Raw genomic sequence first — 15325 nt, forward strand, 5'->3', positions numbered from 1 at the left:
GCGGATGCGCGGGCGTAGACTACAGGTGCGTCGAAACCCGGTCGTCGTCTCGACCTCCCCGGTGTAGTACCGAAGCGGTCTGCAGCACAATCGTTTCGTTGGCTCGGCCCGGTTCTTTCGATTGATCGCTCTGGTGTCCACGGATGCCGCACGACGTCGCGCGTGGATCACGCTGCCACAGCCGCTGTGAAGTTGGAGAAGAATGGCATACACCCGCCACCAGGCCCCAGGCTCGAACAACCATGCCCCGGCCGGAGGCCGCGCCAGGCAGCGCGCACGCTCGAGGGACGACGACGCCCCGATCATCCCGATCCTCGCCCGCAAGGTGCGCGAGGTCGAAGCCAAGGCCCAGTCGGGCACCAAGCTCGGGCCGACGAACCGCACGAAGTACCAGGTCATCGCGCTCCTGATGCGCGAGGAACGCGCCAGGGTCAAGGGCGACCGCGAACTGACCGACGCGAACAGGGCAGAGCTGCTCAAACGCCTCGACGGCATCGCGCAGATCCTCGCGAAGACCGCGGCCCGCGACACGAGCCTGATCACCCTCCTCGAACCCGACGCCGGAGTGTCGACCGTCGCACAGCGCTTCCGCCGCGACTGGCTCCTCGAATCCGGGGCGGACCTGAGCCCGGACGAACTGATCATCACCCGCGAGCCCGAGGTCAAGCCCGATGAGCCGGAGAACCAGGTCGTCCCGCAGTCCGTGCGGGCGCGCCAGCTCGCGAACCCCTTCCTCGCCCCCGATTTCAGCGCCGTCCAGGCCGCTCCCGTCATCTCCGGGCGCCGCCTCGCCAACTGGGAACTGATCGGCCCGCTCTTCAAGTCCTTCGAATACGGCTCAGGCGGCCAGGCCGCGAGCATGGACCTGCCGGAGGCGCCCGTCATCGACCGGCTCTCCCCGCCCGGCATGGAACTCATGCGGCACCAGTCCCGCTTCATCGAGAGCGCACGGCTCGGCCATCGCAGTTACCTGCTCGCCGATGAGCCTGGTCTCGGCAAGACCGCGCAGAGCCTGCTCGCGGCATCCGTCGCCGGCGCGTACCCGCTGCTCGCCATCGTGCCCAACGTCGTCAAGATGAACTGGGTGCGCGAGGTCGAGATGTGGACGCCGCAGCGCCGGGCGACCGTCATCCACGGCGACGGCGACACCCTCGACGCCTTCGCCGACGTCGTCATCGTGAACTACGACGTGCTCGACCGGCACAGGGCCTGGCTCGGTACCCTCGGCTTCAAGGGCATGGTCGTCGATGAGGCGCACTTCATCAAGAACCTGCAGTCGCAGCGCTCCCGCCACGTACTCGCCCTCGCCGAGCAGATCCGCCGCCGCACCCCCGGCGGCAACCCGCTGCTGATGGCCCTGACCGGCACCCCCCTGATCAACGACGTCGACGACTTCCGCGCCATCTGGCAGTTCCTCGGCTGGATCGACGGCGACAAGCCGACTGCGAAGCTGATGGCCCGGCTCGAGGCCACCGGCCTCACCCCGGCGGATGCCGGTTTCTACTCCGAAGCCAGGGCCGCGGTCATCGACATGGGTATCGTGCGCCGCCGCAAGGTCGACGTCGCGACGGACCTGCCCGCCAAGCGCATCGCCGACCTGCCGGTCGAGCTCGACGACGACCTCGGGCGCTCGATCCGCCAGGCCGAACGGGAACTCGCAGCCCGTCTCGTCACCCGGTACCACGGCCTCGTGTCCGCGCGCCATCCCGGCCGCACGGCGCCCAGCCTCGACGGAGCCCAGCGGGCCGCATTCATCCGCGCGGTCGCCCACGCGGAGCTCGAGGAGTCCAAGGGCCAGACGACGGGCGAGAACGTGTTCACCATGGTGCGCAAGATCGGCCAGGCCAAGGCCGGGCTCGCCGCTGACTACGCCGTGCAGCTCGCGCACTCGGTCGGCAAGGTCGTGTTCTTCGCCAAGCACATCGACGTCATGGACACCGCTGAGCAGATTTTCGCCAAGCGCGGCATGCGCTCCGTCTCCCTCAGGGGCGATCAGACCGCGCTCGCCCGCCAGGCCGCGATCGACTCGTTCAACAACGACCCGGGTGTCGCCGTCGTCGTCTGCTCGCTCAGCGCCGCCGGCGTCGGGGTCAACCTGCAGGCGGCCTCGAACGTCGTGCTCGCCGAGCTCAGCTGGACGGCCGCGGAGCAGACCCAGGCCATCGACCGGGTGCACCGCATCGGCCAGTCGGAACCGGTCACCGCGTGGCGGATCATCGCCGCGCACACGATCGACGCGCGCATCGCCGAACTGATCGGCAGCAAGCAGGGTCTCGCGGCCCGCGCGCTCGACGGGGTCGAGGGCGAGGCCTCGTCCGAGGACTCGATCCAGGCCAGCGCCCTCGTGTTCCTGCTCACCCAGGCACTCGACGGGGAGCTGTAGCCCGCACTCCCCGGCGCGGATTTGAGTCTGGCCCCGATTCGGGACCATCATTAGGGGTTGGTGCAGGCGCCGACATGAGTACTTGAGCATGAAGGAGCAGTCACAGATGAAAATTGGTATCCTCACGAGCGGTGGAGACTGCCCCGGGTTGAACGCGGTTATTCGCGGTTCCGTCCTTAAAGGTGTCCGCGTTCTCGATGATGAATTCATCGGAATCCGCAACGGCTGGCGCGGGCTGGTGCAGGGGGAGTTCATGACCCTCGATCGCCACAGCGTGCGTGGATTATCCCGTCAGGGCGGCACCATTCTGGGCAGCTCGCGCACGAACCCGTTCGAGGGCGAGAACGGCGGACCCGTTAACATCCAGAAGATGATGGATGCCGAGGGCATCGACGCCATTATCGCGATCGGTGGCGAGGGCACGCTGACCGCAGCCCGCCGCCTCACCGACGCAGGCATCCGCATCGTCGGCGTGCCGAAGACCATCGACAACGACCTCGAGGCCACCGACTACTCGTTCGGCTTCAACACCGCCGTCGAGATCGCGACCGAGGCCATCGACCGCCTCCGCACCACCGCAGAGTCGCACGGCCGCTGCATGATCGTCGAGGTCATGGGCCGCCACGTCGGCTGGATCGCCCTGCACTCCGGCATGGCCGGCGGAGCACACGCCATCCTCATCCCCGAGCAGAGCCAGACCATCGAGCAGATCTGCGAGTGGGTCCTCAGCGTCCGCGACCGCGGCCGCGCGCCGGTCCTCGTCGTCTCTGAGGGCTTCAAGCTCGCCGGCATGGAGGAAGCACTCTCCACCAAGGGCCTCGACGCGTTCAACCGTCCCCGCCTCGGCGGCATCAGCGAAATGATCGCCCCGATGGTCGAAGAGCGCACCGGCATCGAAACCCGCGCGACCGTCCTCGGCCACACCCAGCGCGGCGGCTCCCCGTCGGCATACGACCGCGTGCTCGCCACCCGCCTGGGCATGGCCGCCGTCGACGCGATCCACGCCGGCCAGTGGGGCTCCATGGTCTCGCTCAAGGGCACCGACATCGAGATCGTCAGCATCGCCGACGCCACGATCGGCCTGAAGACCGTCCCGCAGGCACGCTACGACGAGGCCGCCGTCCTCTTCGGCTAGATCCGGCACCATCACCCGATCGCATCCCTGAGGGGTCGCAGATCGACCTTCGCAGCACACGGGAAGGTCGAATTGCGACCCCTCAGCGTGTTACAAGGTCGATTTGCGACCCCTCAGCTGGTGGAACCGGGGAGGAGAGGGTCAGGCGAGTTTGGCCTGGACCTGCGCGAGCGAGGGGTTGGTCGCGCTCGACCCGTCCGGGAACAGGACCGTCGGCACGGTGCGGTTTCCACCGTTCAGGCTCATCACGAGCTCACTCGTGCCGTCGACTTCTTCGACGTTGACCTCGGTGTAGCCGACGCCGGCCTTGTCCAGCTGGGACTTCAGCCGGGAGCAATAGCCGCACCAGTTGGTCGTGAACATGGTGATGGTGCCCGATTCGGGAACGAAATTCATAGGCGCAGCCTAACAAACCCCGCCGTTAAGCTGGGTCCATGACCCTGCCCCAGGTGTGCGTGTGCTACCTCACCCGCGAATCGCCCGCCGGAGGCACCCAGGTGCTCCTCGGCCGGAAGAAGAAGGGCCTCGGCCTCGGCAACATCGTCGGCCTCGGCGGCAAGCTCGAACCCGGTGAAACCGCGGTGGATGCCGCGGTGCGCGAAATCGAGGAGGAGTCCGGACTCTCCGTCGCGGCATCCGCTCTCACCGCCCTCGGGGTGCTGACCTACCTGTTCCCGCACCGGGAGGCATGGAGCCAGGAATCGTCCGTCTTCGTGTGCAGCGACTGGAGCGGCACTCCCCGGGAATCGGACGAACTCAACCCGGTCTGGTTCGACGTCGCAGCGCTGCCCCTCGACGAGATGTGGGACGATGCCAGGCACTGGCTGCCTGGCGTGCTCGCTGGCGTGCCCGTGCGCCGCACGTTCACCTTCGGCGCGGACCTGGCGACGGTGGTCGCGAGCAGCTGAGCGGGCAGCCGGGCAGCCGGGCGGGCGGCTGGGCGGGCAGGGGCCGCCGGTGAACGGCGTCTGAACGCGAGCAGTATTCCCGTTGAATTGACCTGACCTCCCGGGAGTGTCAGGATCGTTAGGTCGCTTGTCCGTCCGGCGTCCGGGAAGCAGCGCGGATTCGGCTGCACCCTGTTGCAGCCGAACAAGAAAGCCTCCGGTGGATCTCACCCTGATCGTCGCGCTCGTCATTGCGCTGTCCCTCGTCTTCGACTTCACCAACGGCTTCCACGACACCGCGAACGCGATGGCGACGCCCATCGCGACCGGGGCGATGCGGCCCAAGGTCGCCGTCGGCCTCGCAGCCGTGCTCAACCTCGTCGGCGCGTTCCTCTCCACCGAGGTCGCGAAGACCGTGTCGGGGGGCATCATCCGCGAGGGCAACGGCGGGGTGCAGATCACGCCGCAGATCATCTTCGCCGGGCTCATCGGCGCGATCGTCTGGAACCTGATCACCTGGCTCCGCGGCCTGCCGTCGAGCTCGAGCCACGCCCTCTTCGGCGGCCTGATCGGCGCGGCCATCATCGGCATCGGCGTCCAGTCGGTCGACTTCACCGTCGTCTTCGCGAAGGTGATCCTGCCCGCCCTGATCGCACCGGTCACGGTCGGTGTCGTCGCGCTCGTCGCGACCAGGCTCGCCTACTTCATCACGCGTCGTGACGCAGGCAAGGCGGACGGCCGGGGCGGCTTCCGGTACGCGCAGATCTTCTCGTCCTCCCTCGTCGCCCTCGCCCACGGCACCAATGACGCGCAGAAGACGATGGGCGTGATCACGCTGACCCTCATCGCCGGCGGATTCCAGGCGGTCGGCAGCGGCCCGCAGTGGTGGGTCATCTGCACGTGCGCGCTCGCCATCGCGATCGGCACGTACACCGGCGGCTGGCGGATCATCCTCACGATGGGCAGGGGACTCACCGACGTCAAGCCCGCCCAGGGCTTCGCCGCGGAGACGAGCACGGCCGCGACGATCCTCGCCTCGAGCCACCTCGGCTTCGCGCTCTCGACCACCCAGGTCGCCTCCGGCTCCGTCATCGGTTCCGGCCTCGGCCGCCGCGGGGCGACCGTGCGCTGGGGTATGGCCGGCCAGATCGCGCTCGGCTGGCTGCTGACCCTGCCCGCCTCCGCGGTCATGGGCGCGTTCGCCGCAGGCTTCACCCTGCTCGGGCCGATCGGGCTCGTCATCGACCTGGTCCTCGGCTCGGTCATCGTCGCCCTGCTGTTCCGGCAGTCGCGGCGCACCCGCATCACCCACGACAACCTCCACGACATCGACGACGCCGCCCTCGTCGTGAAGATCAAGAAGACGCCCAGGCGAATCGCGCGCCGCGACCGGAAGAAGGTATCGCTGTGATCGACTGGGGCGCATTCTTCGTCGTCGCCGGGGCTTCGCTCCTCTCGTCGACCCTCGTCGTGAGCCTGTACTCCCTCGGACTCCGGCTGCTGACGAGTGCCGGCCGCGCGCTCGTGGTGGATCCGGCGTCCTTCACCGGCGCGATCACGGTGCTCACGCCCAAGCGGGCGGCCAAAGAGGCCAAGCGGCGGCGCAAATCGGCGACCGCGAACCCGCTGACCGTGTTCCAGAAGCGCCTCGCGCTCGTCGGAGCCTATGCCTGCTTCTCGGTCAGCGTCGCGGCCGTGCTGTACGGCGTCTACCTGATCGTGCCCGCGCTGCACCGCTGACCGGATGTCGCACGCACGGTCCGCGTGACCGGTCGCGCGTGCTCGGAGCGGCTCCCCGGTCGGGGCTCAGGCTCGGTTATTTCGGAGAATTTCGCGACCCGCGGCATCCGCTGCCCGGGGATGCGGCGTGTCGCGAAAAACTCCGACGTTGCGTCGAACGACGGTGTCGCGGGTCAGCGGGTCAGCGGGTCAGCGGTCGGTGCGGCGGAGCCGGCCGATCACGGTCATGGTGTGGTAGATCACGATCGCGGCGACCGTGCCGAGCGCGATGCCGTTGAAGCTCAGCGAACCGGCGGTGAAGGTGTAGTCGGCGATGCCGATGATGAGCGCGGTCGCGGCCGTGAACTGGTTGACCGGGCGGCTGAAGTCGACCTTGTTGTCGAGCCAGATCTTGACGCCGATGATGCCGATCAGACCGTAGAGGGCGGTCGTGACGCCGCCGAGGACCCCGGCGGGGATGGTGTTGATGACCGCGCCGATCTTGGGGGAGAGGCCGAGCAGCACGGCGACGAGGCCGGCGACCCAGTACGCGGCGGTCGAGTAGATCCGGGTCGCGGCCATCACGCCGATGTTCTCGCCGTAGGTCGTCGTGCCCGAGCCGCCGCTGAACCCGGCGAGCATCGTCGCGAGCCCGTCGGCCATCAGGGCGCGCCCGGTGAACCGGTTCACCTTCGCATCCGTCATCTGGGCGACGCCGCGGATGTGGCCGACGTTCTCGGCGACGAGCACGAGCACGACCGGCAGGAACGCGGGAAGCACCCCGAGCACGGCGGCGTTCTCGAAGGGGTTCGTCGGCAGCGTGAACGGCGGCAGCCCGATCCAGGCGGCGTCGTTGACCTTCGAGAAATCGACCTGGCCGGAGAGGACGGCGGCGAGGTAGCCGACCGCGACACCGATCACGATCGAGAGGCGACCGAGGATGCCGCGGAACAGCACGGTCGAGAGGATGACCGCGGCCAGGGTGATCACGGCGGTCAGGGGTGCGAGGGCGAAGTTGGCCTTCGCGACCGGGGCGAGGTTGAAGCCGATCAGGGCGACGATCGCGCCGGACACGACGGGCGGCATCAGCGCGTCGATCCAGCCGGTGCCGGTGACCTGCACGACGACGCCGATGATCGCGAGCAGCGCGCCGACGGCGAGGATGCCGAACAGGGCGCTGCCCATGCCCGCCGTCGTGACGGCCGCGGTGATCGGGGCGATGAAGGCGAACGAGCTGCCGAGGTAGCTCGGCAGCTTGTTCTTCGTGATGATCAGGAAGAGCAGCGTTCCGACGCCGGAGAAGAAGAGGGTGGTGCTCGGCGGGAAGCCGGTGAGCAGCGGAACGAGGAAGGTCGCACCGAACATCGCGACGACGTGCTGGGCGCCGATCCCGATCGTGAGCGGCCAGTTCAGGCGCTCACCCGGCCCGACCACGTCCCCGACCCCGACCGTCTTTCCGTCGCCGTGCAGGGTCCAGGGCAGTGCCATTGTCGCTCGTTTCGTAGTGGGACGTATTCCGATCGTAGTGAAGAATTAGGATCGGACAGTGACCCGAACCGTTCAGCCTGCCCACGACGACTCGCTTGACGCGGCACTGACGGTGCGGATCGGGACCGGCCTGGTGCGCGGGATCCGGGTGCGGGGCGTACGCGCCTGGCGGGGCATCCCCTATGCCGCTGCGCCCGTCGGACCGCTGCGGTTCCGGGCCCCGCAGCCGCCGGCGGCCTGGCCGGGCGTGCGCGACGCGACCGACTGGGGACCCGTCTCCCCGCAGAGCCACAAGGGACAGTTCAACGGGGCGCGCCCGGACATCCCGCAGGACGAGGACTGCCTCAATCTCAACGTGATCGCCCCTGACGCGCCCGTCGACCCGGGCGCACTCCGCCCGGTGATGGTGTTCATCCACGGCGGCGCGTACAGCGTCGGGTCCTCCCGCGAGGTGCCCACCCAGGGCGAAGGCCTCGTCCGGCGCGGCGGCATCCTCTACGTGAGCCTGAACTACCGGCTCGGCGCTCTCGGCTACCTCGACTTCAGCAGCTACTCGACGCCGGAACGCCCGTTCGAGAGCAATCTCGGGCTGCGGGACCAGGCCGCCGCCCTCGCCTGGGTGCGGGACAACATCCGCTTCTTCGGCGGCGACCCCGATGCCGTGACGCTCTTCGGCGAGTCGGCAGGGGGCAATGCCGTGACGACCCTGATGACCGTCCCGAGCGCCCACGGGCTCTTCCAGCGCGCGATCGCGCAGAGCGCACCGCCGAACGCGGTGTATCCGCCGGCGCTCACGGCGGAGTGGGCGCGCGACTTCGTGAGCATCCTCGCGGCACGCGCGACAGCGGACGGCATCGCACGCGTACCGGAGCACGCCGGCCAGGACGCGCTGGCGGACGCGCGCCCGGACGCACTCGGCCAATCCCGTGCGCTGCTGCTCGACGCGTCTCCGGCCCGGCTCGCCGCCGCGACGATGGAGCTCACCGTTCGGGCGCCCGACCAGTACCCCGGCACGATTCCGCTTTCGCCCGTCATCGACGGCGACTTCCTGCCCGAACGCCCGCTCGACGCGTTCCGGGACGGTCGCGCGGCCCGGATCCCGCTGATCATCGGCACCAACGCCCGCGAGGGTTCCCTCTTCAGTGGACGGATCGATATCCTCGCTTCGACGCCCAAGCGCATCCGTGCGATCTTCGCCAACACCAAGAAGAAGGCGAGGAAGGCGCTGAAAGCCCAGTACCCCGGCATCCCGGCGCTGCGCCCCGCCCTCGACTTCGGCGGCGACTTCTCGTTCTGGTACCCGAGCCTCAAGGTCGGCGAGCGCCATTCCCGCTACGCCCCCGTGCACTTCTACCGTTTCGACTTCGCTCCGCGACTCGTGCGGAGGATGGGACTCGACGCGACCCACGGCCTCGAACTGTTCCCGCTCTTCGACCGGCTGGACGGCTGGTTCGGCCGGGGCATGACGATCATCGGCGGCCGCCGTGAGTTCAAGGCGATCGGGGCGCGCATGCAGGGCTGGTGGCTCGGCTTCGCGACAACGGGCGAACCGGATGCCGCGTGGCCGCTCTACGACGAGACGCGCCGGCTGACCCTCATCATCGACGCGGCCGACCGGGTCGAGTCCGATCCGCTGGCCGAGCGGCGGCTGGCGTGGGGAGCCTTCGTCCCGCACGTCTGAGGTGGGAGGCGGTGGCGCATACCCGGGACCGCATCTCAACGCGCGTAAGCTGGTAGCTGAGAATCAGCCGCGACGGCAGCCTGGAGAACCCCATTCCTGTTACACAGACCGACACGCCCGCACCACTCCGCACCAGTGTGAAGGGGCGTATCGACCGCTACTTCGAGATCACGACCCGCGGCTCGAGCTGGGGCCGTGAAGTCCGCGGCGGCCTCGTCACCTTCGTGACCATGGCGTACATCGTCATCCTCAACCCCCTCATCCTCGGCGGTTTCAGCGCAGACCAGGCCTCGGTCGACGTCGTCGGCGGCTGGCTCCCGAACGCCCAGGTCGCCGCGGTCACCGCGCTCACCGCGGGCGTCATGACGATCCTCTTCGGCGTGATCGCCCGGCTGCCGTTCGGCTTCGCCGCCGGCCTCGGCATCAACTCCTACCTCGCCGTGAGCGTCGTCGGCCAGGTCACCTGGCCGGAGGCGATGGGGCTCGTGCTCATCAACGGACTCATCATCGTGCTCCTGGCCTCGACCGGGCTCCGCGAAATGATCTTCAACGCCGTTCCGCACCAGCTCAAGATCGCCATCACCGTCGGCATCGGCCTGTTCATCGCGTTCATCGGCCTCGTCGACTCCGGATTCGTCCGCTCGAGCGGGACCGCGAGCCCGCCCGTGCAGCTCGGCGACAACGGGTCGATCGTGACCCTGCCGACCACCGTGTTCGTGATCGGCCTGCTCCTGATCGGCGTGCTCGTCGCGCGCAAGGTCAAGGCCGCCATCCTGATCGGGATCGTCGCGACCACGGTCATCGCCGTGATCCTCGAGGCGATCTTCAAGGTCGGGCCGTCGCTCGGCACCAACGCGTACGGCTGGAACCTCAACGCCCCCGTGCTCCCGACGACCGCGGTCTCCCTGCCTGACCTGAGCCTGCTCGGCCACGTCAGCTTCGGCGCCTTCGACCGCATCGGCGTGCTCGCGGCGCTCATGCTCGTCTTCACCCTCGTGTTCACGAACTTCTTCGACGCAATGGGCACCATGACCGGCCTCGCGACCGAGGCAGGCCTCGCGGACAAGAAGGGCAACTTCCCCCGGCTGAAGTCGGCACTGATCGTCGAGGGTGTCGGCGCGGTGCTCGGCGGCGCGACGTCGGGCTCCTCCAACACCGTGTTCGTCGAATCGGGTGCCGGGATCGGCGAGGGAGCCCGCACCGGGTTCGCGAACATCATCACCGGGCTGTTGTTCCTCGCCGCGATGTTCTTCACCCCGCTCACGCAGATCGTGCCCCTCGAGGTCGCCGCCGCGGCGCTCGTGATCGTCGGCGCGATGATGGTCTCGCAGATCCGCTTCATCGACTTCAGCGAGTTCTCGATCGTCTTCCCGGTGTTCCTCACGATCATCGTGATGCCGCTGACCTACTCGATCGCCAACGGGATCGGCGCCGGCTTCATCAGCTGGGTCGTCGTGCGCTCGTTCTCCGGCAAGGCGCGCGAGATCAGCCCGCTGCTCTGGATCGTCGCGGTCGGCTTCCTGGTCTTCTTCGTGCGTGGCCCGATCGAAACCCTGATCGGCGGCTGACCCCCGACCGGTCCGGGGCTGATCCGGGGGATAGCCCCATGGTCGGCGAAAGGCCGGCTTCGTACTCTGGAAGAGAGCCGTGAACCGCGGCCGTATTCCAAGGAGAGTCCAGAATGTCCACCCTGCATCCCGACCAGACGACACCGCCCGCCGCGTACCCGGCCCCGCCGGCGTACGCGTACGCGCCGGCCGCGCCGGAACGACCAGCGAGCCCGCTCGCGCTGACGAGCCTCGTGCTCGGGCTCGTCTCGATCCTCGCCGGCTGGACCTTCGTGGCCCCGATCGCCGGCCTCGTGACCGGCGTGCTCGCCCTCGGCCGTGAACCGTACGCCCGCACCATGGCCCTCTGGGGCATCGTGCTCAACGCCGTGATGCTCGCCGGCGTGTTCCTGCTGTTGGTGCTCGGGCTCATCTTCGGGCTCGCGTTCCTGCCGTTCCTGCCCTTCGCCCTCGCCCTCTGAGCGCAGCCCGCGCTCTGAAACGGATGCCGGTCGCGGGCTTCGGGGACGACGGGGTCGCGCTACTGTGTCAGCGTGTCCATCCGGGAGAGACGCCGCGGGGTGCACCGGCCGGCCGGCGTCATCGAAAGCGATGCGCGCGACGATCCGGCAGCGGCGCTCGACCGGTCGCTCCCTGACCGGGACTGGACCGGCCTGCCGCCGGGGGCCAGGGCCTTCCGGTTCGAGGCGCCGAGCGGTTCCCTCGCGGCGCTCGCCTGGGGCGAGCCGGGGCATCCGCGGGTGGTGCTCGTGCCGGGTGCGACCGGTTCGAAGGAGGACTTCGTGCTGCTCGCCCCGCTCCTCGCCGGAGCCGGCTACTTCGTGGAGAGCTACGACCTCGCGGGGCAGTACGGGTCGGCCGGCGCGGGGCCTGGAGCGGGGCAGGGATATGACTACCGACTGTTCACCGCCGACCTCGTGGCCGTCCTCGACGCCGGGGCGACGCCCGCACACGTGCTCGGGTACTCCTTCGCCGGGATCGTCGCGGAGATCGCGCTCGCCACGCATCCGGAGCTGTTCGCGAGCCTCGTGCTCCTCGGCGCCCCGCCCCTGGCCGGCCAGGCCTTCCGCGGCGTGCGCTGGATCGGGCCGCTCAGCTGGCTGCTGCCCGCGCACACGATCGCGAGCCTGATGGTCTGGGGGCTCGTCACCAACCGCAACCATGCGCCACCCGGCCGGCTCCACCTCGTGCGGCTGCGTTTCGAGGACACGATCCGCCGGAGCGTCGACGAGATCATGGAGCTGATGAAGAACGCTCCCGACCTGCGGGCGGACCTCGCGCGGAGCCGGGTTCCGTTGCTTGTCGCCGTCGGCGAGCGGGACCTCTGGCCGCTCGAGCTGCACCGGGCGTTCGCCGGGCGGATCGGCGCCCCACTCCGCGTGTATCGCACCGGCCACAGTCCCTGCGAGACGACGCCGCACCAGCTCGCCCGCGACCTGCTCGCCCTCTACGCCCGCTCCTGAATCCCACCGGGCTCCTCGGATCGAGCGCGGGGCATCCGCCGGTGCGCGAGTGGCGCACCACAGGCGCAGCGGCGGAACTCCCGCGCCCGGCGCAGATGCACAGCGCTCAGGCTCGGATGCGGCGCGCCCAGGCCCGGCGGGCCAGCCGCAGCCGCCAGGGCGACCCTTCCGGCCAGTGCAGGGCAAGGGTGCGGTACGCCCAGTCCAGTCGCCTGGCCACGCCGCGCCAGGTGTCGAAGGGCCGGGCGGAGATCCCGACCCTGAGCGTGGCGTCGAACCGCACGGACACCGAGGGCGGCAGGTGCAGGCTCAGGTCGAGGTCGTCGTGCACGTCGTTCCGCTCCCGGTGCACGAGAGTGCGCACCTCGGCCCAGACCGTGCGCCGCATCACGAAGTTCGATCCGAAGATCGGCGGCTGCGCGAGCCACAGCCCGATCAGCCGGACGTACCCGCCGAGGTACACGAACCGCCCGAGCGCGGCCACGAGCCGCGGGCAGTCGTAGAAATCACCCGGCCCCGTGACGACGTCGACGAGGGGCTCGAGCGTGAGGATCCGCTCGACGCGCTCGATCCAGTCCGGCGGTGGCACGGAGTCGGCGTCGAGCCGCGCGATCAGGTCGCCGGACGCCGCGTCATAGCCGGCGGCGGCGGCCGGCCAGATCCCCTGCACCGGTTCGACCACGAGAACGGCGCCGGCCGCTCGGGCGACGCGCGCCGAGGCATCCGTTGAGGCGTTGTCGACGACGATGATCTCGTCGGCCGGCCGGGTCTGGTCCCCGAGTGCGGCGAGGACCGCCTCGAGGAAGACCGCGTCGTTGTAGCAGGGGATCACGACCGAGACGCAGGTCACGGTGCCCCCTCTCGCCGCGCCGATTCGGGTCGGGTACGGACTCGCCGCACATGCTACTCCCGGCCCGCCCCAGGGGGCGTCAGAGGGTGCGGCAGTGCGTGGTCAGGAAGCCGATCTTGTCCACGGTGATCGTCACGGTCGAGCCGTCGTGCAGGAAGACCGGGGGAGTGCGGCTGTAGCCCGCGCCGCCGGGGCTGCCCGTGGAGATGAGCGTGCCGGGCAGCAGCGTCGAGGTCTGCGAGAGGTAGGACACGAGCTCTGCGACCGACCGCATCATGTCGCCGGTCGAGGCATCCTGCAGGATGCGCCCGTCGACGTGGGTGGTCAGCGTGAGGTCCTGCGGATCGGCGATCTCGTCGCGGGTCACCACGACCGGGCCGGTCGGGGTGAAGCCGTCGAAGGACTTGCACCGCGACCACTGCGCCTCGGAGAACTGCAGGTTGCGGGCCGTGATGTCGTTGACGACCGTGTAGCCGAACACGTAGTCGAGGGCGTCACGCACCGACACGTTGCGGGCCGGGCGCCCGATGATGACGCCGAGCTCCGCCTCGTAGTCGACCTGGGTGGCGACCTCCGGGGCCCACGAGATCGTCGACTCGTGGCCGGTGAGGGAATTCGGCCAGAGTGAGAACACGATCGCGCCGGTCTCGGTCCGCAGCTTGAGCTCGTCGGAGTGGGCGGCGTAGTTGGCGCCGATCGCGATGATCTGCGGCGGCCGCAGCACCGCGGATGAGTAGCGCAGCTCCTCGAGCGGAGTGAGCGTCGCTCCGTGGGCGACCGCGTTCTCGCTGAGGGCGCGCACCCGGTCGTACTCGCCGCTGCCTCGTTCGATCAGGTCCTGCAGGTCGCGCGGGGCGTCCTCGAGGATCTCGTCGAGGAAAAGCGCGGATTCCGCGAACACCGCTGCCAGGCGGGGCGTGGACTGGCCATCAACTCTGAGGTGCGCAAACTTCACCTGCCTAGAGTAGCCGTCAATCGGGAGAGCTACGCCGCAGCCGGCCCGGGGAGCGCGGCGGCTCGCCAGAGGTGCATTCCGGCGTAGCTGCGCCAGGGCGCCCAGCCGGCGCCGTGGGCCGCGAGGGCGCGCGGGTCGCCGGGGAGGCCGAGCCGGGCTGCGCCCTGGCGGAGGGCCAGGTCGCTCGTCAGGAGGATGTCCGGGCTCCCGAGCACGCGCATGGCCACATAGCCTGCGGTCCACGGTCCGATCCCGGGCAGCGCGGTCAACGTCGCGGTCAGGGACTCCCGGGAATCCGCCGTCGACAGGGTGAGCTCTCCGGTCGCGAGCGCTTCTGCGACGCCGAGGATCGCAGCGATCCTCCTCGCCGGTCCGCGCAGCACGCTGTGCCCGTCGGCCGCGATGCGTTCGGCCGTCGGGAACAGCCGGTCCAGGCGCGGCGCAGGCTCGTCGCCGGTTGCGGGCGCGGACGGCTGCGCGGGCGCCTGCCCCGGCAGAGTCGCCTGCCCCGGCACGGGAAGCGGCAGGGGCGCTCCGAGCTCCGCGCACAGCCGCGCAAGCGCGGTGCGGGCGGACGCGACGGAGACCTGCTGCCCGAACAACGCCCGGAACAGGGTCTCCTCCGGATCCATGCTGCCGGGCAGGCGGATGCCAGGGACCGCGCGCACGGCCCCGGCCAGGAGCGGGTCGACGGAGAGCGCGTGGTCGATCGCCTGCGCGTCGGCGTCGAGGTCGAGCAGCCGCCGCACCCGGCTCACGAGCGGGGCGAGGTCGTCGAGGCTATCGAGCCGCGCCGCGCAGGCCAGCTGGGGCGCGTCCTCGGTTCCGGCGAGGCTCAGCTCGACCGTCGCGGCCCCGTGCGGCAGGCGCAGCGTGCGCGCATAGGTACCTGGGCCGGCCACCTCGACCCCCGGGATGGCCCGGGCGCCGAGAAACGCCAGCACACCGGCACCGTCGAACGGAGCCCGCGCGGGCAGCAGCAGGCGGATGCCGGTGCCCGGCCCTGCGGGGATGCCGGGGTCCGCGGCGGCGCGGCCGGCGGCATCCGCCCGGTCGGTCACGAGGAACGGGGACCGCCCGGATGCGGTCGGTCCGGTCGCGTGCCCGTGCCCGGGCGCGGACCCGGCCGCAGCAACCAGTGGACCGGGGGACCGCGGGGCCTGGCCGTGCGCGGTGGCGGTCGCCTCGGCCGCGGT

The 15325-nt window shown here is 70.0% G+C and carries 14 protein-coding genes; 9 read left to right on the forward strand and 5 right to left on the reverse strand.

Features of this window, described 5'->3' with window-relative positions:
* Positions 1–202 precede the first annotated feature (202 nt).
* Both E3O39_RS02870 and E3O39_RS02875 read left to right on the forward strand, forming a co-directional pair.
* Positions 203–2383 (forward strand): DEAD/DEAH box helicase, encoded by a 2181-nt coding sequence (locus E3O39_RS02870; protein ID WP_134449561.1) that lies wholly within the window; start codon positions 203–205, stop codon positions 2381–2383.
* Between the two features lie 106 nt (positions 2384–2489).
* Entirely contained in the window at positions 2490–3518 is a 1029-nt protein-coding gene (locus tag E3O39_RS02875; protein ID WP_134449562.1) for a 6-phosphofructokinase, read from the forward strand.
* Between the two features lie 141 nt (positions 3519–3659).
* Here E3O39_RS02875 and E3O39_RS02880 read toward each other — a convergent pair whose 3' ends face one another.
* Complete coding sequence (locus E3O39_RS02880) at positions 3660–3914, reverse strand: mycoredoxin (RefSeq protein WP_134449563.1); 255 nt, start codon at positions 3912–3914, stop codon at positions 3660–3662.
* Positions 3915–3952: 38 nt separating this feature from the next.
* Between E3O39_RS02880 and E3O39_RS02885 the strand changes: the two genes are divergently transcribed.
* The 3 genes from E3O39_RS02885 (at position 3953) to E3O39_RS02895 (ending at position 6145) form a co-directional block, all read left to right on the forward strand.
* Positions 3953–4426, forward strand: a complete 474-nt coding sequence (locus E3O39_RS02885; RefSeq protein ID WP_134449564.1) for an 8-oxo-dGTP diphosphatase — start codon at positions 3953–3955, stop codon at positions 4424–4426.
* A gap of 199 nt (positions 4427–4625) precedes the next feature.
* Entirely contained in the window at positions 4626–5816 is a 1191-nt protein-coding gene (locus tag E3O39_RS02890) for an inorganic phosphate transporter (RefSeq protein WP_134449565.1), read from the forward strand.
* Complete coding sequence (locus E3O39_RS02895; RefSeq protein ID WP_134449566.1) at positions 5813–6145, forward strand: peptidase; 333 nt, start codon at positions 5813–5815, stop codon at positions 6143–6145. Before E3O39_RS02890 ends, E3O39_RS02895 begins: the two co-directional genes overlap by 4 nt.
* A 189-nt stretch (positions 6146–6334) precedes the next feature.
* On the opposite strand, the gene E3O39_RS02900 is transcribed toward E3O39_RS02895, so the two are convergent.
* A complete protein-coding gene (locus E3O39_RS02900) occupies positions 6335–7612 on the reverse strand; it encodes a uracil-xanthine permease family protein (RefSeq protein WP_134449567.1) in 1278 nt (425 codons plus the stop codon).
* A 58-nt stretch (positions 7613–7670) separates the two neighbouring features.
* Between E3O39_RS02900 and E3O39_RS02905 the strand changes: the two genes are divergently transcribed.
* The 4 genes from E3O39_RS02905 to E3O39_RS02920 all read left to right on the forward strand — a co-directional run bounded on the left by E3O39_RS02905 (position 7671) and on the right by E3O39_RS02920 (position 12324).
* Positions 7671–9293: a carboxylesterase/lipase family protein gene (locus E3O39_RS02905; protein ID WP_134449568.1), complete on the forward strand. Its 1623-nt coding sequence runs from the start codon at positions 7671–7673 to the stop codon at positions 9291–9293.
* Positions 9294–9430: 137 nt separating this feature from the next.
* Positions 9431–10861, forward strand: coding sequence for an NCS2 family permease (locus E3O39_RS02910; protein ID WP_370294594.1), 1431 nt, complete (start codon positions 9431–9433; stop codon positions 10859–10861).
* Between the two features lie 113 nt (positions 10862–10974).
* Positions 10975–11322 carry a hypothetical protein gene (locus tag E3O39_RS02915; protein WP_241975350.1) on the forward strand — a complete coding sequence of 116 codons (348 nt, stop codon included), beginning with the start codon at positions 10975–10977 and terminating at the stop codon, positions 11320–11322.
* Positions 11323–11394: 72 nt separating this feature from the next.
* Complete coding sequence (locus E3O39_RS02920) at positions 11395–12324, forward strand: alpha/beta fold hydrolase (RefSeq protein ID WP_370294596.1); 930 nt, start codon at positions 11395–11397, stop codon at positions 12322–12324.
* Between the two features lie 106 nt (positions 12325–12430).
* On the opposite strand, the gene E3O39_RS02925 is transcribed toward E3O39_RS02920, so the two are convergent.
* The 3 genes from E3O39_RS02925 to E3O39_RS02935 form a co-directional block, all read right to left on the reverse strand.
* Positions 12431–13174: a glycosyltransferase family A protein gene (locus E3O39_RS02925; protein WP_134449570.1), complete on the reverse strand. Its 744-nt coding sequence runs from the start codon at positions 13172–13174 to the stop codon at positions 12431–12433.
* Between the two features lie 79 nt (positions 13175–13253).
* Entirely contained in the window at positions 13254–14129 is an 876-nt protein-coding gene (locus E3O39_RS02930) for a fumarylacetoacetate hydrolase family protein (protein WP_134449571.1), read from the reverse strand.
* Between the two features lie 29 nt (positions 14130–14158).
* Positions 14159–15325: DNA-3-methyladenine glycosylase (locus E3O39_RS02935; protein WP_370294597.1), on the reverse strand; the 1167-nt coding region annotated here is incomplete at its 5' end.

The sequence above is a fragment of the Cryobacterium sp. MDB2-A-1 genome (assembly GCF_004402675.1).
Classification (GTDB): Bacteria; Actinomycetota; Actinomycetes; order Actinomycetales; family Microbacteriaceae; genus Cryobacterium; species Cryobacterium glucosi.

What these genes read in the sequence shown, in the direction of transcription:
- E3O39_RS02880 (WP_134449563.1), bottom strand. Translation starts at nt 3,914, where the DNA reads ATGAATTTCGTTCCCGAATCGGGCACCATCACCATGTTCACGACCAAC.
- E3O39_RS02875 (WP_134449562.1), top strand. Translation starts at nt 2,490, where the DNA reads ATGAAAATTGGTATCCTCACGAGCGGTGGAGACTGCCCCGGGTTGAAC.
- E3O39_RS02885 (WP_134449564.1), top strand. Translation starts at nt 3,953, where the DNA reads ATGACCCTGCCCCAGGTGTGCGTGTGCTACCTCACCCGCGAATCGCCC.
- E3O39_RS02900 (WP_134449567.1), bottom strand. Translation starts at nt 7,612, where the DNA reads ATGGCACTGCCCTGGACCCTGCACGGCGACGGAAAGACGGTCGGGGTC.
- E3O39_RS02915 (WP_241975350.1), top strand. Translation starts at nt 10,975, where the DNA reads ATGTCCACCCTGCATCCCGACCAGACGACACCGCCCGCCGCGTACCCG.
- E3O39_RS02870 (WP_134449561.1), top strand. Translation starts at nt 203, where the DNA reads ATGGCATACACCCGCCACCAGGCCCCAGGCTCGAACAACCATGCCCCG.